This window comes from Streptomyces sp. TP-A0356 (assembly GCF_001417775.1).
GTDB lineage: Bacteria > Actinomycetota > Actinomycetes > Streptomycetales > Streptomycetaceae > Streptomyces.
In genome coordinates, this window is record NZ_BBZJ01000028.1 from 231,793 (window position 1) to 252,601 (window position 20,809).

Below are 20,809 nucleotides of genomic sequence, written 5' to 3' on the forward strand. Positions count from 1 at the left end.
TGGTCCATGGACCAGGACGCCCCGCCCCTAGTGATCGTCGACGCCGCGAACGTGGTCGGGTCCGTGCCCGACGGGTGGTGGCGGGACCGGCGGGGCGCCACCGAGCGCCTGCGGGACCGGCTCGTGCGGGTGGCCGAGGAGGGGCTGCCGGGTCATGCGGGCCCGTTGGAGGTGGTCCTCGTGGTCGAGGGCGCGGCACGCGGGGTGGAGTCCCTGCCCGGCGTACGGGTGGAGGCGGCGCCCGGCAGCGGTGACGACCGCATCGTCGAGCTGGTCGCCGAGGCCGGGGACCGTCCCGTGGTGGTCGTCACGGCGGACCGTGAGCTGCGGCGCCGGGTGCGGGAACTGGGCGCCGAGGTCACGGGCCCACGCACCGTACGCGACGACCTGCCGCCGGATCGCGCCTAGTGCTGTGGCCGGAAAGGTGTGCCGGGAAGCTCGCGGCGTCCGGTGCGGTGCATCGCAAGGCGGAGCGTCGCCCGCGTACTGGATGTACTCGGGCGATGCGACAACGCGGCGAGGTGCCGTGCCGGGCGTCGCGAGCCGGTGAACCTTTCCGGTCGCAGCACTAGGGACCCTTCTGACGGATCTCCGCGGCGTCGCCCCGGGGACGGCATTGGCTCCTCCGCGGCCGTGTCACCTCGTCGCGCGTGGCTGCTCCTCGCGGCCCACACGGCTGTGCGAGCGTCCGTAGAGGAAGTACACGACGAAGCCGATGGCCAGCCAGATGGCGAACCGCAGCCAGGTCTCGGCGGGCAGGTTCACCATCAGCCACAACGAGGCGCACACGGACAGGATCGGCACCACCGGGACGAACGGGGTACGGAAGGCGCGGTGCAGATCGGGGCGGCTCCGGCGCAGGATGACGACACCGATCGCGACGACGATGAAGGCGAAGAGCGTGCCGATGTTGACCAGTTCGGCGAGTGCGCTGAGGCTGGTGAAGCCCGCGACGACGGCGATGACCACACCGAGCAGGATGGTGGGCCGGTGGGGGGTCCTGAAGCGCGGGTGGACGCTGGAGAAGAAGCGGGGAAGCAGTCCGTCACGGCTCATCGCGAAGAACACCCGGGTCTGGCCGAGCAGCAGGATCAGGCACACCGTCGTCAGGCCGATGGCGGCGCCGAAGCTGATCACGCCCGCGTACCAGGGGTGCCCGACGGCCTTGAACGCGTCGGCGAGCGGGGCGTCCACGGACAGGTCCGAGTACTTCTCCATGCCCGTCACGACGATCGACACGGCGACGTACAGCGTGGTGCAGATGAAGAGGGAGCCGAGGATGCCGCGCGGCATGTCGCGCTGCGGGTTCCTGGTCTCCTCGGCCGTGGTCGCCACGATGTCGAACCCGATGAAGGCGAAGAAGACGACGGACGCGGCGGTGAAGATCCCCATCACGCCGTAGTTGGACGGCGCCCAGCCGGCCATCAGCTGGATGAGCGGGGCCTTGAGACTGCTGCCCGCCTGCACCAGTTGCGCCTTCGGGATGAACGGCTTGTAGTTCTCGCTCCTGACGAAGAAGGCACCCGCGATGATCACGATCAGCACCACGGCCACCTTGATGGCGACGACCAGCCGGGTCACCCGGGCCGAGAGCCTCATACCGAGGACGAGGATGCCGGTGAGCACGAGCACGAGCGCGGCGGCGAGGATGTCGAAGCCGAACCCGTGCGCCCCTTCCCGGCTGCCCAGATAGGCGGGCAGGTGCCAGCCGGCGGTGTCCAGCAGCGAGCCGACGTACCCGGACCAGCCGACGGCGACCACCGCCGTGCCGAGCGCGAACTCCAGGACCAGGTCCCAGCCGATGATCCAGGCGGGCAGCTCGCCGAGCGTGGCGTACGCGAACGTGTACGCCGATCCCGCGACCGGGACCGTGGAGGCGAACTCGGCGTAGCAGAGCGCGGCGAGCGCGCAGACGACGCCGGCGACGACGAAGGAGACGGCGACGGCGGGGCCCGCGTTCTCCTTGGCGACCTTGCCGGTCAGCACGAAGATGCCGGTGCCGATGATGACACCGACGCCGAACACGGTCAGATCCAGGGCGGAGAGGGTCTTCTTGAGCGCGTGCTCCGGTTCCTCGGTGTCCCGGATCGACTGTTCGACGTTCTTCGTCCGGAAGAGGGTTCTGCTCACGGGCCTGCCTCCCACGCTTGTCGTCCCCGACATGATCGAGAGGGTGCCTAGTCCGTGTGCCCCGGAACGGGTGGATTCACGCAGATGGGCCGGTCGCACCACCGTAAAGGACGGGGGCAACCGGCCCAGGCGGACCATCCGGTCGCATCAGTCGCGTGCGGGCTCCACCGAGTCCACGGCGTGCGTGGCGCTCGTACGGGCGAACCGGCCGTCGAGCTTGGCGACGAGCCCGGTGACCTGGCGGGCGATGTCCGGCGCGGTCAGCCCGATCTCCGCCAGGACCTCCTTGCGGGAGGCGTGGTCGAGGAAGCGGGGCGGGATGCCGAAGTCGCGCAGCGGTACGTCCACGCCCGCGTCGCGCAGGGCCTGGGCGATCGCCGAACCGACACCGCCGACGCGGGAGTTGTCCTCGACGGTGACGACCACGCGGTGCCGCTCGGCGAGCGGGGCGAGCGCCTCGTCGACCGGCTTGACCCAGCGCGGGTCGACGACGGTGGTGGAGATGCCCTGCTTGTCGAGGAGCCCGGCGATCTCCAGGCACATGGGCGCGAGCGCGCCCACGGACACCAGCAGCACGTCCGGTACGGCGGCGTCCGCCTTGCGCAGGACGTCCATGCCGCCGACCGTGCCGACGGCGGGGACGGCAGGTCCGACGACACCCTTGGAGTAGCGCAGCACCGTCGGCGCGTCGTCGACGTCGACGGCCTCGCGCAGCTGGGCGCGCAGCTGTTCGGCGTCGCGCGGGGCGGCGATCCTCAGGCCCGGCACGACCTGGAGCATCGACATGTCCCACATGCCGTTGTGCGAGGCGCCGTCGTCACCGGTGACGCCCGCCCGGTCGAGCACGAAGGTCACCCCGCACCTGTGCAGTGCCACGTCCATGAGGACCTGGTCGAAGGCGCGGTTGAGGAAGGTGGCGTACACCGCGAAGACGGGGTGCACTCCGCCGGTGGCGAGGCCGGCCGCGGAGACCGCGCCGTGCTGCTCGGCGATGCCGACGTCGTAGATGCGGTCCGGGAAGGCGTCGGCGAACTTCTTCAGGCCCACCGGCTGCAGCATCGCCGCGGTGATGGCGACGACGTCCTTGCGCTCACGGCCGAGCTTCACCATCTCGTCGCCGAAGACGGAGGTCCAGCTGGCGGCGGCCGCCTTGATGGGCAGTCCGGTGTCGGGGTGGATGGGACCGATGCCGTGGAAGCGGTCGGCCTCGTCCTGCTCGGCGGGCTTGTAGCCGCGGCCCTTCTCGGTGAGGCAGTGCACGATGACCGGCCCGCCGAACCGCTTGGCGCGGGACAGCGCGGACTCCAGGGCCTCGATGTTGTGGCCGTCGATCGGACCGACGTACTTCAGGCCCAGGTCCTCGAACATGCCCTGCGGGGCGATGAAGTCCTTCAGGCCCTTCTTGGCGCCGTGCAGGGTCTCGTAGAGGGGCTTGCCGACGACGGGCGTGCGCTCCAGCAGGTCCTTGCCGCGGGCCAGGAAGCGCTCGTAGCCGTCCGTGGTGCGCAGGGTGGCCAGATGGTTCGCGAGACCGCCGATCGTGGGGGCGTAGGAGCGCTCGTTGTCGTTGACGACGATGACCAGCGGGCGGTCCTTGGCGTCCGCGATGTTGTTGAGCGCCTCCCAGGCCATGCCGCCGGTGAGCGCGCCGTCACCGATGACGGCGACGACGCGGCTGTCGCGTTCGAGGAGCTGGTTGGCCTTGGCCAGGCCGTCTGCCCAGCCGAGGACCGTGGAGGCGTGCGAGTTCTCGATGATGTCGTGCTCGGACTCGGCGCGCGAAGGGTAACCGGACAGACCGCCCTTGCTGCGCAGCCCGGAGAAGTCCTGACGGCCGGTGAGCAGCTTGTGGACGTAGGCCTGGTGGCCGGTGTCGAAGAGAACCTTGTCCCTGGGCGAGTCGAAGACACGGTGCAGGGCGATGGTGAGCTCGACCACACCGAGGTTGGGGCCGAGGTGGCCGCCGGTCTTGGACACGGCGTCGACGAGGAAGGTCCGGATCTCCTCTGCCAGCTGGTCCAGCTGCTCCAGGCTGAGCCGGTCCAGATCGCGCGGTCCCCTGATGCGGGTCAGCAGCGGCACCCGTGCCTCCTTGCAGTAGAGCTGTGTCGAGCTTGCCGGGCCCGTCGAGTCTAATGTTCCGTCTGTGCGGATCATGGACGGCCCTCGTCTTCGGCACGAGACTCTCGGCCGCACACGACTGTGCCCGGCACCGCCATTGGTACCGGGCACAGGTCAGGGGGTCGGGCCTGCCCCGTCAGGGGCTCGGCCCGTCAGGAGCGCGAGGAACTGCGCGAGCAGCCACGGACGACCGCGGCCGACGAACTCCGCACCCCCACGGCGCTCCCGGCGGAGCGCTTACGCGCGACCCGCCGTCTTCTGCGTCTTGCGCGTCACCGCGTCGATGACGACCGTGGCGAGCAGCACACCACCGGTGATCATGTACTGAACCGGCGAGGCGATGCCCTCCAGGGCGAGCCCGTACTGGATCGACACGATCACCAGCACACCGAGCAGCGCGTTCCACGTACGGCCGCGCCCACCGAACAGCGACGTACCACCGATCACCGCCGCCGCGATCGCGTTCATCAGCAGGTCACCGGCACCGGCACCCTGGTTGGCGGAGGCGATCTTCGAGGCGATGAACAGACCGCCGATCGCGGCGAACGTGCCGGAGATCGCGAAGACCGAGATCCGGACCATGTCCACGTTGATACCGGCACGCCGGGACGCCTCGACGCTGCCACCGAGGGCGAAGATCTTCCGGCCGTACGCCGTGCGGCGCAGCACGAAGTCGGTGACCAGCAGCACGCCGATGAAGATCACCACGGCCAGCGGCAGACCCTTGTACTGGTTGTAGACGGCCGCGACGACCAAGGTGAGGATCGCCAGCAGCACGGTGCGCAGGATGGTCTCGCTCAGTGGCCGGGACGGCACACCGGCGGCCTCGCGCCGCTTGTTGCCGAAGTAGGCGCTGAGGAAGTACAGCACCGTCACCGCGACGGCGAGCCCGTAGGCGGCGGCCACGTCGGAGAAGTAGTAGCTGGTCAGCTTGGCCACGAGGCCGTCGCTGTTCAGGTTGATCGTGCCGTTGTCGCCCAGGATCTTGAGCATGAAGCCGTTCCAGAACAGCAGACCGGCCAGGGTGACCGCGAACGCCGGCACACCGATCTTCGCGAAGAAGAAGCCATGGATCGCGCCCGCGACCGTACCCGTGAGGATGGCGAGCACGAAGGCCAGCCACTCGCTCATACCGTTGGTGACGTTCAGGACGGCGAAGGTGGCGCCCGCGACACCGGAGACCGAACCCACCGACAGGTCGATCTCACCGAGCAGCAGCACGAAGACGATACCGACGGCGATCATGCCCGTGCCGACCATGGCGACGGAGATGTCGGAGAGGTTGCCCGCCGTGAGGAAGTTGGAGTTCAGGCTCTGGAAGATGATCCAGATCACGGCCAGACCGATGACGACCGGGAGGGAGCCCAGGTCGCCGGCCTTCATCTTGCGCTTGAACTCCGTGATGTAGCCGGCGAAGCCCTGTTCGCGCACCAGCAGCCGGGGGTCGACGGCGGTGACCGCCTGGGAGGCCGCTTCGGGGTTCTCCACGACGTGGTCCTCGGGAGGCGTGGAGGTCTTGTCGATGCTCACTTCTTGATCTCCCCATTGGTGCGCGCCGCACGACGGGTCACGGCGTTTTCCGTGGCGCCGGTGATGGCGGAGATGATCTCTTCCTGCGAGGTCGACTTGACCTCGAAGACGCCGTTGTTGCGTCCCAGACGCAGCACCGCCACCTTGTCGGCGACGGCCTTCACATCGGCCATGTTGTGGCTGATGAGGATCACGGCGTGACCGCGCTCCCGCAGCCGCTCCACGAGGTCGAGGACCTGCGCGGTCTGCTCGACGCCGAGGGCGGCGGTGGGCTCGTCGAGGATGACCAGCTTGGGCTCGCCGAGCATGGAGCGGGCGATGGCCACGGTCTGGCGCTGACCGCCGGAGAGCGAGGCGATCGGGATACGGACGCTGGGAATGCGGATCGACAGCGTGTCGAGCAGTTCGCGCGAGCGCCGCTCCATCTCGACCTCGTCCAGGATGCCGCGCTTGCGGAGCTCCCGGCCCAGGTAGAGGTTGCCGACGACGTCGATGTTGTCGCACAGCGCCAGGTCCTGATAGACCGTCGCGATGCCCAGGCTCTGGGCGTCGTGCGGCTTGTTGATCTGAACCGCCTTGCCTTCCCACTCGATGACGCCCTCATCGATGGGGTGCACGCCGGCGATCGTCTTGACCAGCGTGGATTTTCCGGCGCCGTTGTCGCCGACCAGGGCGACCACCTCACCGGCGTGGACCTCAAGCTCTACGTCGGTGAGCGCCTGAACGGCACCGAACCGCTTGGAGACCCCGCGCAACGCCAGCACGGGCGTAGCGGACACGTGAATCATCTCCTTCGCCGCCTGACCCGGCGGGAGGTTGTGCAGAAGTTTGGGGGGATGTTCCGTCCGGCACCCCGCGACGAGCTTGCGGGGCTGGTGAACGCGGGGCGCCGGCGGAGCCTTTGCGTGCCAGTCCCGTACGGAGATTCAAGGACGAATTCCCGTACGGCGAAAGGACTTGGGGTCGCTTACTTCAGACCGATCTTGTCGCAGGCCGACTTGTACTGCGCGGTGCAGATGTCGGAGATCGTGTAGATGCCGTCCTTGATGACGGTGTCCTTGATGTTGTCCTTGGTCAGGGAGACGACCGGAACGAGGACGGAGGGCACCTGCTTGGTGGTCGGGCTGTCGACCTTGTCCTTGGCTATCGAGTCGAGCGACTTGCCCTGGGCGAGCGCGACGGCCATCTCCGCGGCCACGTCGGCCTCCTGCGGGTACGGCTTGTAGACGCTCATGTACTGCTCACCCGTGACGATGCGCTGCACACCCGCGAGTTCGGCGTCCTGGCCGGTGACCGGGATGTTGGTGATGCCGGCGGCCTTGAGGGCGGTGATGATACCGCCGGCCATGCCGTCGTTGGCGGAGTACACACCGACGATGTTCTGCTTGCCGAGAGCCGAGATGGCGCCTTCCATGTTGGCGTTGGCGTTCTCCGGCTTCCACTCCTTGGTGTCGTACTCCTTGCCGATGTCCACCTTGCCGTTGAGGACCTGGTGGGCGCCCGCCTTGAACTGGGCGGCGTTCGGGTCGGTGACGGAACCGTTCATCATGACGATCTTGCCGGACTTGGCCTTGGAGCCGAGGGCCTTGAGGAGGGCCTCGCCCTGGACCTTGCCGACCGTCGTGTTGTCGAACGAGGTGTAGGCGCTGATCGAGCCCTGCGCGAGGCGGTCGTAGGCGACGACCGGGATGCCGGCCCCCTTGGCCTTCTCCACCGAGCTCTTGATGGCCGCAGCGTCGACCGCGTCCACGATGAGGACGTCCACCTTGTTGGTGATCATCGTGTCGACCTGCTGGTTCTGGGTGCTCGGGTCCTGCTTGGCGTTGGCGTAGACGACCTCGCCCTTGCCGTTCGTGAGCTCCTTGACCTTCTTCTCGATCAAGGGGCGGTCGAACTTCTCGTACCGGGCGGTCTGGTTCTCGGGGAGAAGCAGACCGACCTTGATGGCGTCGCCCTTCTTGGCGCCGCCCGAGGACGAGGACGAGCTGTTGCCGGACTGCTTGGCACTGCCACAAGCGGCCAGCGAGACGGCCATCGCACCAGCGGCAACGGCAACGGCGGCACGACGCATACGCGTGTTCAATTCAGAAACCTCCCTGACGAGGCCGCGTCGTTGCGGCCGAGGTGGCTGGAAGTCAACTCGGCCGCACGTTCAACGTCAAGAAGTAAATCCTTAACGAGATGGCAACGGTGCCATCCGTTCTCTAAGTGAAGGCAGGGGTTACCGCGGGAAGCGTGCCATCCAAAAGGGTTGAATCGCCCATCTCGCTGAGCGCGAGAGCCAGCGCTCCGAGCACTTCCGCACGACCGCCGAGCGCCCCTGGCAACACCGAGAGCTGACGTGCCGCGCTGGGGATCGCGTACCGGCCGACCGACTCCCTGATGGGCCCCAGGACCAGCTCCCCGGCCTCGGCGAGATCACCACCGAGGACCACTCGGCTCGGGTTCAGCAGATTGCAGAGATTGGCGACCCCACTGCCGACGTGGCGGCCGACGTCGGCGATCACCCGGCGGCAGCCCGGATCACCGTCCCGCGCCAGCCTGACCACGCCTTCCATGGTCAGATCGGTGCCGTGGCTGGACTCGAGCAGCGGTAGTACGTACCGCGCCGCCGCGAACGTCTCCAGACAGCCCCGGTTGCCGCAGCGGCAGACGGGGCCGGATTCATCAAGGGTGATGTGCCCGATTTCTCCCGCAGTGCCGCCGGGCCCTCGGTAGATCTTGCCGTCGATCACCAGTCCGGCGCCGACACCGCTCGCGACCTTGATGTACGCCAGGTCCTTGACCCCCCGGCCGCTGCCCCAGACCAGCTCGCCGAGGGCGCCGAGGTTGGCGTCGTTGTCCACGTGCACCGGCACGCCGAGCCGCCCCCGCAGCTCCTCGGCGGGTCTGGCGCCGGTCCAGCCCGGCAGGATGGAGGTGGAGCCGAGCGTGCCCGACTCGACGTCGATGGGGCCGGGGACGCCGAGGCCCACACCCGCGACCTTGGAGCGGTCCACGCCGGTCGCCTCGATCAGCCTGCTGACCAGCTGTTCCGCCCGGTCGAAGCCCTGCGCGGCGGAGGCGTCCACATCCAGCGGCTCGGACTCCTCGGCGAGCACCTGATGGGCGAGGTTTCCGACCGCGACGCGCAAATGGGTGTGGCCGAAGTCGACACCGATGACGATGCCGGCGTCACCGCTGAGGGAGACGCTGCGGGCCCTGCGGCCACCCGCCGATGTGGGCGTGACCTCGACGGTTCCGCCGTCCTTGAGCTCCCGCACGATGTTGGAGACGGTTGCCGCGGACAGGCCGGTCGTCCTCGCGATCTCCGCCTGCGTGAGCGACCCGGCGAGGCGCACCGCACGGACGACGCGCTCCAGATTTGCTCGGTGCAGCGACGACTGCGACCCCGGAGTCTCCATCGACTCATCCACTCCTGCCCTCAGCACGGCGGCCACGATGCCGCCCGTGTGACCCGGGTCACAACAGCGGGGCCCGGGTCACTTACAAGTTGTGAACTCCAAGCTCCGCTGAACGGGTTACCGCAGTCAAGACCTTGACGGAAATCGGGGAAGATCGAAGCCGCCGGGGCATGGACACGCCGACGCCGCCCTGCGTTCACGGAGAGGACGCCGGCGGGCCGGGTTGTACGCCGCGTACGGTTGCCTCGGCATGCCGTCGTCGCTACTTCAGGGCCCCCGCGGTCAGTCCCTGCACCACCTGCCGCTGGAAGACGATGTACGCCGCCAGCACCGGCAGCATCGCCATCACCAGGCCCGCGAAGAGTCCGGACCAGTCACCCTTGTAGCCCTGGCTGGCGGCCAGCTGGACCAGGCCCTGGGTGAGGACGCGCTTGTCGGGGTCGGTGTTCAGGACCGTCGGGAGCATGTACTGGTTCCACTGGCCCAGGAAGTTGAAGATCCCCACGCTGATCAGGCCCGGCTTCGCCATCGGGAGCATGATCTGGAAGAACGTGCGGGTGTGCGAGGCTCCGTCCACGAACGCGGCCTCGGCCACCGATGTGGGCAGCGTGCGGAAGAACGCGGTCAGGAAGAAGACCGTGAAGGGCAGCGAGTAGGCGATGTAGACGAGGATCAGTCCGTGGATCGTGTTCAGCAGGCCCATGTTGTTCACGACATAGAACAGCGGGACCAGCGCCAACATGATCGGGAAGCTCATGCCGCCGATGAACAGGTAGTAGATGAACCGGTTGCCCGGGAAGTCGAAGCGGGCCAGGACGTACGCCGCCATCGAGCCGAGCACCAGCGTGCCGATGAGCGAACCGCCCACCACCAGAACGGTGTTGAGGAAGTAGTCGCTCATGTTGGCGTCGGTCCAGGCCCGCGCCCAGTTCTCGAAGTGCAGCTTGTCCGGCAGCGACCAGGGCGAGCTGAAGATGGAGCTGTCGTCCTTGAAGGACGTCATCACGGCCCACAGCAGCGGCATGACCACCATGAAGGCCCACAGGACGAGCATGCCGTGCGAGAAGACGTTGAGGACGGTGCCCTCCTGCTTCCGCCGGGACGGCCCGGCGGGAGGGGCGTCGGTCTTGGTGGCGGCGGCGCCGGACTCGGCCGGGATCGGGGCGGGGGTCTCGGTCGTCTTCATGATCAGAACTCCAGCCGCTCGCGCCGGCCCAGCCGCATCACGGTCGCCGCGAACAGCAGCGTCACGACGAGCAGGGCGACACCGATGGTGGTTGCGTAGGCGGCCTGACCGTCACGGAAGGCCTTCTGGTAGACGTACAGCACCATGACGGTGGTCGAGTAGTCGGGGCCGCCCGGCCCGGTCGTCATGATCTGTACGACCGCGAACGACTCGGCGCCCAGGGCGAGGATGCCCATGTACACCCAGCCGGACTGCACGGTGTCCCACAGCAGCGGCAGGGTGATCCGGAAGAACGTGGTGGCGCGGCCCGCCCCGTCGAGGAGCGCCGCCTCGTACAGGTCCCCCGGGATGGAGGCCATGCCCGCGGAGAAGAGGACCACGAAGAAGCCGACCGTGGACCAGACGAGGACCGCCATCACGCACCACAGGGCGAGGTTCGGGTCGCCCAGCCACAGCGGCTGGACGCTGCCGAGCCCGATCCCGCGCAGCAGCGAGTTGACCGCGCCGCTGTCCGGGTTGTACGCGAAGGCGAACAACAGGGCGACGATGGCGATCGACAGCACCTGCGGGAAGAAGTAGACGATCTTGTAGAAGGACGAGCCGCGGACTCCCGAGACCACCGGGCCGCCCCTCCGCCGCCGTCCGCCCACATTGATCATGAAGGCGAAGAACAGGGCCAGGCTGATCGTCACCAGCGGCAGCAGCAGCGCGAACAGCAGGCTGTGCCACAGCGACTTCCAGAAGATGTCGTCGTGGAACATCCTCGTGTAGTTGTCGGTGCCCACCATCTTGAATTCGGGGCTCAGGCCGGTCCAGTCCGTGAACGAGTAGTAGATGGACTGGATGAACGGCCATACGACGAAGAGCGCGTACAGCCCGAGGGGGACCGCGAGGAACCCCACGATGAACCGGTACTTGCCGTGCTGCATTGCTACCGACCCCGATCTCGCTGCCCGGCCGCCGGTCCGGGTTCGGCCGGCGGCCGCCGCCGCTGGTGACGGATCCTCACTGGTGCTTGTAGTGCTTGATCGACGTGTCCTTGGCCGCCTCGTCGGCGAAGCCCTGGATCTTCTTGATGGCCTCGGCCGGGGTGAGGCGGCCGGCCATCATCTCGCCGAGTCCGGCCACACCGATCTTCTCCTTCTGGAGCTGCACGTACCAGTCCTGCAGGCGCGGGTTCAGGACGTTGTTGCCGGCCTTCTCCAGCGCGGCCACACCGGACTTGAGGCCCGGCGTCAGGCTGATACCGGTGGTGCCGCCGTTCAACGCCGTCAGCGACTTGACCTTGGTGGTGAAGTTCTTCGAGGAGGCCTCGCTGAGCATGATGCGCAGCTGCTCCATACCGCCCGCCGGGTTCTTCGCCTTGGCCGGGACGACGAAGGGCTCGCCGCCGGAGGCCCAGATGGTGCCGAAGGGCAGCTTGTCGGAGGAGTCGATGCCGGTGGGCGCGGAGACGGCCAGGTTGAAGTCGCCCGGAATGACGTTCGCGGACTCGTTCTCCACCCAGGAGCCGTTCGGGATGAACAGCGCCTTGCCCTTCGCCCAGGCGGTCTGCGACTGGATGTGGTCGAGGCCGGGCGTGCCCTGGAGGATGTAGCCCTTCTTGTAGAGCTCGTAGTACGCCTCGAAACAGGTCTTGACGGCCGGGTGCTTCCAGGCGTTCGGCTCCAGGTTGTCGATGGCGTCGAGGACCTGGCGGCCGCCGACCTTGCCGATCATCGGGTACAGCGAGAAGGGGATGTAGTACGGGTACTTGCCCGCGTACGTCCACCCCGCGATGCCCTTCTTCTTGGCCGCCTCACAGACCTTGAGCATCTCGTCCCAGGTCTCCGGGTACTTCTCGCCGAGCGAGTCGAGGAGCTTCTGCGAGTACCAGACGCCGTACACGGTGTAGGCGTAGTACATGATCCAGACGGGGCTGCCGTCGAACTGGCCCATCTCCACGATGCCCGGGCGCAGCGTGTCGCGGACCTTCTTGTTCGGGTCGTCGTAGGAGGGGGCGTCGAGGAGCGGGGTGAGGTCGGCGAGCTGGCTCTTGCCGACGAGGACGCCCATGTCCATCTGCTCGGCGCCGGAGTTGTCGATGAGGTCCGGCGGATTGCCCTGGTTGAAGCGGGGCTGCAAGGTGGACTGGATCTTCTGGGTGGCGGAGAACTTCACCTTCACCTTCGGGAAGTCCCTCTCGTAGACCTTCACCGCGTCCTGGGCGTACTCCTTGCCGAAGCCGCCGTCGAAGAGCACGAACTCCATCTGCGCCGTGTCGTTCACACCCAGCGGGTTCTTCGCGGTCTTCTTGCCCGCCTTGGCCTTCTCCCCGCCGCCGCCCCCGCTGCTGGCGCACGCGGACAGGAAGCTCATCGTGGGGACGGCGATCAGGCCGAGGGCTGCGGACCGCCTGATCAGATCGCGGCGGCCGACGCCTTCGGGGGTGGTGTTCTCGCCGGAAGTGGATCCCATGCTCAAGTCCTCGCCTTCTCCAGGACTCAGGCGGTGAACCGGATCCTCCCCGGCACCGCGATGATGGTGAAGCTGGGGTCGTGCACGAGGGATTCAGTGGGACGGCACGGCAGTCGGTCGTGCCCGCAACGGTCCGCGCCTCCCGATTCCCTTGTCGTGCCCGTGCACTGCTGCTGTACGGCAAGGTGACAGCTGCCCGGACGCCGACAGGTATAGTCCACTTTCCGCCAGCGGAGCAAGATCGAATGCAAGGTTGTCGGTTTGCTTTTCCGAGTTGAGACCTCGCGGAAATACGGAATGCATACGGGCCGCCGGAGCGGTCCATCGGCCGCATTGGGCCCGAATGCCACACCCAACACCCTTGACATCACTGACCACTTGACCACCTACTGGTTCCTTGCGCAGCGAAGTTGACAACGTTGTCCATATTTTCACAGCGCAGGGAGGGTGCTCGCGTATGCAGCACAGATCTCGGCACAGATGGGCTCCTAGGGCGGTCGTGGCAACGGCCGCCTTCGCGTTGCTGGTGGCCGCCCAGGGCGCGGCGGTGGCACTGCCCGCCCAACCGTCCTCCGGCGACCGGGAGTTCGCGTCCTCGTTCGAAGCGGGTGATCCGGCGCCGACATGGCTGAACACGGTGGACACGGCGGCCGACGGGTCGAAGCGGGCGTCCGGCGTGGACGGAGGGTATACAACCGGTATTCCGGGCAATGTGACCGACGAGGTCACCGATGTACGGGCCAGCGGGGAGAACACGGCCGGCGGTGAGGTCAAGGAGAACCTGATCGACGGCGACCCGGGCAGCAAGTGGCTCACGTTCGCCCAGACGGGCTGGGTGGAGTTCGACTTCGACGCGCCGGTCAAGGTACTGACGTACGCGCTGACGTCGGCCAACGACTACGCGGAGCGGGACCCGGCCGACTGGACCCTCCAGGGATCCACGGACGGCAAGGACTGGAAGACGCTCGACACACGCACCGGCGCGTCGTTCGACCAGCGCTTCCAGACGAAATCGTTCGACCTCGCCGGTCCGGCGGAGTACCAGCACTTCCGGCTCGACATCACCAAGAACCAGGGCGCGGACATCCTGCAACTCGCCGACGTCCAGTTCTCCACGGGCAACAGCACCGACCCCACGCCCAAGGACATGCGCACGCTCGTGGACCGCGGGCCGATGGGCTCCCCCACCGCCAAGGCGGGCGCGGGCTTCACGGGCCGCCGGGCCCTGCGGTACGCGGGGACGCACACCGCGGCCGAGCGGGCGTACTCGTACAACAAGGTCTTCGACGTCAACGTGGACGTCCGGCGGGACACCCAGCTGTCCTACCGGATCTTCCCGTCGATGGCGGACGGGGTCCGGGACTACGACGCCACGAACGTCTCGGTCGACCTGGACTTCACCGACGGCACCCATCTCAGCGACCTCGGGGCGCTCGACCAGCACGGATTCCCGCTGACCCCACAGGGGCAGGGCGCGTCCAAGTCCCTGTACGTCAACCAGTGGAACAACGTGGTCTCGCGGATCGGATCGGTCGCGGCCGGCAGGACCGTGGACCGGATCGTGGTGGCGTACGACTCGCCGAAGGGCCCGGCGAAGTTCCGGGGCTGGCTGGACGACATCGCGCTGAAGACCGTCCCGCCGGACAGGCCCAAGGCGCACCCGTCCGACTACGCGCTGACGACCCGGGGCACGAACTCCAGCGGCTCCTTCTCCCGGGGCAACGACTTCCCGGCGACGGCCCTGCCGCACGGCTTCAACTTCTGGACGCCGGAGACCAACGCCGGCTCCTTGAGCTGGCTCTACGACTACGCACGGGCCAACAACGCGGACAACCTGCCCACGATCCAGGCGTTCAGCGCGAGCCATGAGCCGAGTCCATGGATGGGTGACCGGCAGACGTTCGAGGTGATGCCGTCGGCCGCCTCCGGCACCCCGGACACCGGCCGCACCGCGCGGGCGCTGGCGTTCCGGCACGAGAACGAGGTCGCGCGCCCCTATTACTACGGCGTGACCTTCGAGAACGGCCTCAAGGCGGAGATGACGCCGACGGACCACGCGGCGGTGCTGCGGTTCACCTATCCCGGCGACGACGCGAGCGTGCTCTTCGACAATGTGACCGAGCAGGCCGGACTGACCCTCGACAAGGACAACGGGATCGTCACCGGCTTCTCGGACGTGAAATCGGGACTGTCGACGGGCGCGACGCGACTGTTCGTGTACGGCGTGTTCGACGCCCCCGCGACGGACGGAGCGGCTTCGGGAGTGAAGGGGTACCTGCGCTTCAAGCCGGGCGCGGACCACACGGTGACCCTCCGCCTCGCCACCTCGCTGATCAGCATCGACCAGGCGAAGGACAATCTGCGCCAGGAGATCCCCGAGGGGACGTCGTTCGACGAGGTGCGCACGCACGCCCAGCGGACCTGGGACAGGCTGCTCGGCAGGATCGAGGTCGAGGGTGCGACGAACGACCAGCTGACGACGCTGTACTCCTCGCTGTACCGGCTCTACCTGTACCCCAACTCGGGCTTCGAGAAGGTGGGTTCGTCCTACCAGTACGCCTCCCCGTTCTCCCCGATGACGAGCCAGGACACTCCCACGCACACCGGGGCGAAGATCGTCGACGGCAAGGTGTACGTCAACAACGGCTTCTGGGACACCTACCGGACGACCTGGCCGGCGTACTCCTTCCTGACCCCGAACGAGGCGGGCCAGCTGGTCGACGGTTTCGTACAGCAGTACAAGGACGGCGGCTGGACCTCCCGGTGGTCCTCGCCCGGCTACGCCGACCTGATGACCGGCACCTCGTCGGACGTGGCGTTCGCCGACGCCTACGTGAAGGGGGTGAAGTTCGACGCTCAGGCCGCCTATGACGCGGCGGTGAAGAACGCCACGGTCCTACCGCCCTCGTCCGGGGTCGGCCGCAAGGGCATGACGAACTCGCCGTTCCTCGGCTACACGACCACCGGCACGAGAGAGGGCCTGTCGTGGGCGATGGAGGGCTACGTCAACGACTACGGCATCGCCCGGATGGGCCAGGCGCTGTACGAGAAGACCGGCAAGAAGCGCTACCAGGAGGAGTCGCAGTACTTCCTCAACCGCGCCCAGGACTACGTCGACCTCTTCGACAAGAGGATCGGCTTCTTCCAGGGCCGTGACGGGCAGGGCAACTGGCGGCTGGATCCGTCGAAGTACGACCCACGCGTGTGGGGCTACGACTACACGGAGACGAACGGCTGGGGCTTCGCCTTCACGGTCCCGCAGGACAGCCGGGGCCTGGCGAACCTGTACGGTGGGCGCGCCAAGCTGGCCGACAAGCTGGACGAGTACTTCGCGACCCCCGAGACCGCCTCACCGCAGTTCGCCGGCTCCTACGGAGGTGTCATCCACGAGATGACCGAGGCCCGTGACGTCCGGATGGGCATGTACGGGCACTCCAACCAGCCCTCGCACCACGTGCTCTACATGTACGACGCGGCGGGCCGGCCCTGGCAGGCGCAGGCGAGGATCCGTGAGGTCCTCTCCCGTCTCTTCACCGGCAGCGAGATCGGCCAGGGCTACCTCGGTGACGAGGACAACGGCGAGCAGTCGGCCTGGTACGTGTTCTCGGCGCTCGGCTTCTACCCGCTGGTGATGGGCAGCGGCGAGTACGCCATCGGATCACCGCTGTTCAAGAAGGCCACCGTGCACCTGGACAACGGCAGGGAACTGGTCGTCAGGGCACCGGAGAACAGCGCGAGGAACGTGTACGTCCAGGGCCTGCGGGTCAACGGCCGTAGCTGGACGTCGACGTCGCTGCCGCATGCGCTGCTCTCCCGGGGCGGTGTGCTGGACTTCGACATGGGTCCCCGGCCGTCGGCCTGGGGCACCGGAAAGGACGCGGCGCCGGTGTCGATCACGCGCGACGACCAGGTGCCGTCGCCGCGTGCGGACGTGCTCAAGGGCGACGGTCCGCTCTTCGACGACACCTCGGCGACGGAGGCGACCGTGACGAGCGTGGACCTTCCGGTCACGGGGAGCACCACGGCGGTGCAGTACACCCTGACGTCCCCTGCGGACCACACCAAGGCGCCCACGGGCTGGACCCTGCAGGCCTCCCAGGACGGCACGCAGTGGACGACCCTGGACGAGCGGTCGGGCGAGGCCTTCACCTGGGACCGGCAGACGAGGGCGTTCTCGATCCCGCATCCCGGCTCGTACGCGCACTACCGCCTGGTCCCGAGCTCCGAGTCGACCCTCGCGGAGGTGGAGCTGCTGGCCTGAGGCCCCCAACGGGACAAGGGGCGGGCGCGGAGGTCCCTCCGCGCCCGCCCTCCTGTGCCCGGGCGGTGGTTCAGCCCACCGCGAGTGCGAACACATGCAGGTCCGCGTCGTCCGGGAGTGTCACACTCCTGATCGTCCTGCCGGACGGGGCGTCGTAGGGCTTGGTGGCGAACACATAGGTCGCCACCGGGTCCTTGTCGGCGCCCGCGACATTGCGGTACGCCGTCTTCGCGAGGACCTCGTTGCCGTACTGGACCGCGCCGGAACCGCCGCCGATCGTCCAGTCGGTGAAGGAGAGGTCGATGGTGTCCGTCGTGCCGTCGGTGTAGGTCACGGTCGCCTTGGTCCGCTGGTTGCCGTTGACCGCGCTGCCGACGAAGCTCAGCCTGGCTGCGGGTACGGGGAGTTCGATGGTCCCCCGGTTCGCCGAGACGTTGTCGGGGCGGCCCGGCGGGGAGTTCGGCCAGGTGAAGGACAGGCCGAAGGCGCTGCCCTGCCCGCCCGCCGTCAGGCCGGCGTCCGCCAGGGCCTGGCGCGAGTAGCTCCAGCCTCCGCCGTCGTAGTCGGCCTCGTCGTGGTCTCCCTGGTCGTCCGAGACGCCCGTGTTGTTGTACGCGGCCAGCAGCGTGCCGGGGACCGCGACCGTCAGCGCCACCGGTTGGACGTACGAGGTGCCGGCCGAGGTCACGGTGACCTTCACGTCGTAGAAGCCCTGCCGGGCCGTCGGGTCGGCGGTCAGGGTGATCTCCTGGGCGCCGTCCTCGACCGTTCCCTCGGCGGGACTCGCCGTCACCCCGGCCGGAGTGACGACCGAGAACCGCACCTCGGGGCCCGTACCGCCACTGAGGGCCAGCGCGCGGACGCCGAGCTTGGTGCTGCCGCCCGGCGCGAGGCTCGCGGTGGTCGGGCCGACGCCGATCTGGTACGGCTGCTCCCCCTCCCGGAAGGAGGGCGGCGCGTCGGCCGGGTCCGTGCCCCAGGCGCGGTCGGGGGTGTCCGAGAGGGTGTAGTCCAGGCGGCCGCCGTCCCGGACGAAGGAGGCGGGCAGCCAAGGACGGTCGCTGCTGCGGCCGTCGACCCTCAGCGACCGCACGTACGGGGACTCCTTGCCGGCGCCCTCGGCCCGGATCTCGATGTCGTTGCCCCGGGGGCGGGCGATCGTCACGCGCGGGAACAGCGGTGAGGCCAGCACGAGTTCGGCCCGGGACGGCACCTGCGGATACATGCCGAGCGCCGAGAAGACGTACCAGGACGACATCGCGCCGAGGTCGTCGTTGCCGGGGATGCCCTCCGGCTTCGTGGACCAGAGCCTGGTCATCGCCGCACGCACGGTCTCCTGGGTCCGGTACGGCGCGCCCGCGTAGTCGTAGAGATACGGCACGTTGATCGACGGCTCGTTGTCCAGCTCCGACTTGTCGCCGCCGTTGCCGGTGAACGCCCAGCTGCCGTCGGCGTTGTGGAAGAAGGCGTCGAGGCGGGAGATCGCCTTGCCCCTGCCGCCCATCGCGGCGAACAGCCCGGCCGGGTTGTGCTGGACCATCCAGGTGTACTGCGCCGCCGTCCCCTCCACGAAGCCGTTGCCGGTCGCCGGGGTGAAGCCGGTGACCCAGCTGCCGTCCGCCTTGCGGTTGGCGATGTATCCGCCACTCGGATCGGCCGCGAGGTTGAAGTTGTTCTGCCACCACTGGGAGCGGCGCGCGAAGTCCGCCGCGGTGTCCTTCCTCCCTGCGGCCGTGGCGAGTTGGGAGAGCGCGAAGTCCGCCGTCGACATCTCCAGCGTCTCGGCCGCGCCGCCCCACGCGTTGGACACCGAGGGCATGTAGTGGTGCTCCAGGTACTTGTCCAGGGACGGGCGCTGGCCGACCGACAGCACCGGCTTGCCCGCGGCGGACAGGTCCTGGGCGGTGGGAACCGTCGCCGCCTTCACCAGCGAGTCCAGCGCGCCGCGCAGGTCGAAGTGCGTGCCGCCGAAGGCGCGGATGCCGGCGAGGGCGGTCGGCGACGGGTCGCCGTTCATGACGTGGGTGCCGCTCGCGCCGTGCAGCCAGCGGTCCCAGACACCCCCGTTCTGCCGGGCGAGTTCGTACAGCGACTGCGCTATGTCGGCGCCGGTGTCCGGGCTGAGCAGGGTCAGCAACTGCACCTGGTCACGGTAGACGTCCCAGCCGGAGAAGGTGCCGTACTGGGCCTCGTGGCCCCGGCTGACCCGGTGCACCCCGGCGTCGCTGCCGCGATAGCGGCCGTCGGTGTCGCTGATGACGTTCGGGTGCAGGAGGGCGTGGTAGAGGGCGGTGTAGAAGGTGGTGCGGTCCTCGTCCGTGCCGCCGCCGACCCGGATCGCGGCCAACCGGTCGCGCCAGGCGCGCCGGGCGGCCTCCCGGACGGACTCGAAGGAGCGTCCGCCGGGGTTCTCGGCCCGGAGATTGGCCCGCGCGCCGGCCTGGCTGACGTACGAGATGCCGACCTTGACGTTCACGGGACCCGAGCCCGGCGCGAACTGCACGTATCCGCCCGCTCCCTTGCCCGCGACGGGCCTGCCGCCGTGCGCGAAGCCGCCGGTGCCCCCGCTCGCCTGCGCGGATCCCGGGCTCACCTTGTCGTCCTGCCAGGTGCCGGTCGCTGTGAAGTCGCGGTCGAAGCGGGCCGTGAAGTAGAGGGTGTAGTAGCTGCGCTGTCCCTCCGGGTCGAGGTAGCCGCAGAAGTCGCCGGAGGTGACCGAGCCGGAGACCGTGCGGGTCGCCGGGTCGATCGTGACCGACGAATCGGCCGATCCCACTTCGGAGTTGGCGGTGCGGATCAGCAGGGAGGCCGGCTTGTCCGCGGGGAAGGTGAAGCGGCCCGAGCCCGTGCGCGCGGTCGCCGTCAGGTCTGCCGTGACACCGGAGGACAGGCCCACCTTGTAGTGGCCGGGCTCGGCGGTCTCGTCGGCGTGCGCGAAGTCGGCGGCGTAGACCGCGTCCTTGGTGTCGCTCGCGGGAGAGGAGGTGACCTCGCCCGCGTACGGGAAGAACGGGATGTCGCCGCCGCCGCCCGCGCACCCGGTGCCCGACATATGGGTGAGGCTGAAGCCGCGGACGCGGGTGGCGTCGTACTGGTAGCCGCCGGGCGCGGCCGTTCTCGTCGCGTCGCCCCGGGTGTTCTCGGGGCTCCAGGAGAGCATGCCGAACGGGACGACGGCGCCCGGGAAGACATTGCCGCCGTTCCTGGTGCCGATGAGCGGGTCGACGTACGCGGTCGGGTCCCGGACCAGGTCGGAACCGGGGGGAGCGGCACCCGCGGCGAGCGCGGGCGTGGCGCCGCCGACCGCCAGGGCGGCGGCGAGCAGCAGGGACGTCGGACGGAAACGCATGACGCGGCCCCTCCTCCTTCGGACGGGTCGCGCACCACAGGTCGCACAAGCCGCAGGGACAGTAACGTGTGCCACCCGTACCGGGGAAGACCGCCCGCGGGACCGGGCGCGGCACGCGCTCTTTCAGCCGAAGGGCCGCCAGGGGTTGTCAGCCGTACGGGCGAACGGCCTTGACATCGTTGTCCATCCGCGGAGTACAGTCATGTACAGACCACACCGACAACGTTGTCGCCTCCACCGGTCGTCACAAGCCACGCTCCCCAGGCACTCCGCATCACCCGAGCTCGGACCCTCGATCCCGGTCCGGCCCCCTCCCCCCGGGCCGGACCACCATGCGGACCGGGTGGCGCGCACACCGGCCACCCGGTCCG

Annotated in this window: 12 protein-coding genes; 2 read left to right on the forward strand and 10 right to left on the reverse strand. The window is 68.6% G+C overall.

The annotated features are described in order from the left end of the window. The first annotated feature begins 6 nt into the window (after positions 1 to 6). Positions 7 to 408, forward strand: coding sequence for a hypothetical protein (locus ASC56_RS30070; RefSeq protein ID WP_055494719.1), 402 nt, complete (start codon positions 7 to 9; stop codon positions 406 to 408). A gap of 228 nt (positions 409 to 636) precedes the next feature. On the opposite strand, the gene ASC56_RS30075 is transcribed toward ASC56_RS30070, so the two are convergent. From ASC56_RS30075 to ngcE, 9 genes are all read right to left on the reverse strand, one after another. Continuing rightward, positions 637 to 2,130: an amino acid permease gene (locus tag ASC56_RS30075; RefSeq protein WP_055494720.1), complete on the reverse strand. Its 1,494-nt coding sequence runs from the start codon at positions 2,128 to 2,130 to the stop codon at positions 637 to 639. A gap of 147 nt (positions 2,131 to 2,277) precedes the next feature. Further along, the gene (dxs, locus tag ASC56_RS30080) at positions 2,278 to 4,212 is read right to left on the reverse strand and encodes a 1-deoxy-D-xylulose-5-phosphate synthase (protein ID WP_055494721.1); all 1,935 of its coding nucleotides are present in this window, start codon (positions 4,210 to 4,212) and stop codon (positions 2,278 to 2,280) included. A 276-nt stretch (positions 4,213 to 4,488) separates the two neighbouring features. After that, positions 4,489 to 5,781, reverse strand: a complete 1,293-nt coding sequence (locus ASC56_RS30085) for a sugar ABC transporter permease (RefSeq protein ID WP_055494722.1) — start codon at positions 5,779 to 5,781, stop codon at positions 4,489 to 4,491. Further along, positions 5,778 to 6,569 (reverse strand): ATP-binding cassette domain-containing protein, encoded by a 792-nt coding sequence (locus ASC56_RS30090; protein ID WP_055494723.1) that lies wholly within the window; start codon positions 6,567 to 6,569, stop codon positions 5,778 to 5,780. Before ASC56_RS30090 ends, ASC56_RS30085 begins: the two co-directional genes overlap by 4 nt. A gap of 179 nt (positions 6,570 to 6,748) precedes the next feature. Further along, complete coding sequence (locus tag ASC56_RS30095) at positions 6,749 to 7,852, reverse strand: substrate-binding domain-containing protein (RefSeq protein ID WP_055494724.1); 1,104 nt, start codon at positions 7,850 to 7,852, stop codon at positions 6,749 to 6,751. Positions 7,853 to 7,985: 133 nt separating this feature from the next. Continuing rightward, positions 7,986 to 9,185, reverse strand: coding sequence for an ROK family transcriptional regulator (locus ASC56_RS30100; RefSeq protein WP_055494725.1), 1,200 nt, complete (start codon positions 9,183 to 9,185; stop codon positions 7,986 to 7,988). Positions 9,186 to 9,447: 262 nt separating this feature from the next. Beyond that, complete coding sequence (locus ASC56_RS30105) at positions 9,448 to 10,371, reverse strand: carbohydrate ABC transporter permease (protein WP_055494726.1); 924 nt, start codon at positions 10,369 to 10,371, stop codon at positions 9,448 to 9,450. Between the two features lie 2 nt (positions 10,372 to 10,373). Next, positions 10,374 to 11,300: a carbohydrate ABC transporter permease gene (locus ASC56_RS30110; protein WP_055494727.1), complete on the reverse strand. Its 927-nt coding sequence runs from the start codon at positions 11,298 to 11,300 to the stop codon at positions 10,374 to 10,376. A 76-nt stretch (positions 11,301 to 11,376) separates the two neighbouring features. After that, entirely contained in the window at positions 11,377 to 12,828 is a 1,452-nt protein-coding gene (gene ngcE / locus ASC56_RS30115; RefSeq protein WP_055494728.1) for an N-acetylglucosamine/diacetylchitobiose ABC transporter substrate-binding protein, read from the reverse strand. A gap of 457 nt (positions 12,829 to 13,285) precedes the next feature. On the opposite strand from ngcE, the gene ASC56_RS30120 reads away from it, so the two are divergent. Then, on the forward strand, positions 13,286 to 17,089 hold the full coding sequence (locus ASC56_RS30120) for a GH92 family glycosyl hydrolase (RefSeq protein ID WP_199836101.1): 3,804 nt from the start codon (positions 13,286 to 13,288) through the stop codon (positions 17,087 to 17,089). A gap of 70 nt (positions 17,090 to 17,159) precedes the next feature. Here ASC56_RS30120 and ASC56_RS30125 read toward each other — a convergent pair whose 3' ends face one another. After that, positions 17,160 to 20,438, reverse strand: coding sequence for a GH92 family glycosyl hydrolase (locus ASC56_RS30125; protein WP_055494729.1), 3,279 nt, complete (start codon positions 20,436 to 20,438; stop codon positions 17,160 to 17,162). Between the last annotated feature and the right edge of the window lie 371 nt (positions 20,439 to 20,809).

Excerpts from the sequence above, each read along its gene's own strand:
- ASC56_RS30090 (WP_055494723.1), bottom strand. The coding sequence starts at position 6,569 with ATGATTCACGTGTCCGCTACGCCCGTGCTGGCGTTGCGCGGGGTCTCC.
- ASC56_RS30095 (WP_055494724.1), bottom strand. The coding sequence starts at position 7,852 with ATGCGTCGTGCCGCCGTTGCCGTTGCCGCTGGTGCGATGGCCGTCTCG.
- ASC56_RS30105 (WP_055494726.1), bottom strand. The coding sequence starts at position 10,371 with ATGAAGACGACCGAGACCCCCGCCCCGATCCCGGCCGAGTCCGGCGCC.
- ASC56_RS30125 (WP_055494729.1), bottom strand. The coding sequence starts at position 20,438 with ATGCGTTTCCGTCCGACGTCCCTGCTGCTCGCCGCCGCCCTGGCGGTC.
- ASC56_RS30100 (WP_055494725.1), bottom strand. The coding sequence starts at position 9,185 with ATGGAGACTCCGGGGTCGCAGTCGTCGCTGCACCGAGCAAATCTGGAG.
- ngcE (WP_055494728.1), bottom strand. The coding sequence starts at position 12,828 with ATGGGATCCACTTCCGGCGAGAACACCACCCCCGAAGGCGTCGGCCGC.
- ASC56_RS30070 (WP_055494719.1), top strand. The coding sequence starts at position 7 with ATGGACCAGGACGCCCCGCCCCTAGTGATCGTCGACGCCGCGAACGTG.
- ASC56_RS30120 (WP_199836101.1), top strand. The coding sequence starts at position 13,286 with ATGCAGCACAGATCTCGGCACAGATGGGCTCCTAGGGCGGTCGTGGCA.
- ASC56_RS30110 (WP_055494727.1), bottom strand. The coding sequence starts at position 11,300 with ATGCAGCACGGCAAGTACCGGTTCATCGTGGGGTTCCTCGCGGTCCCC.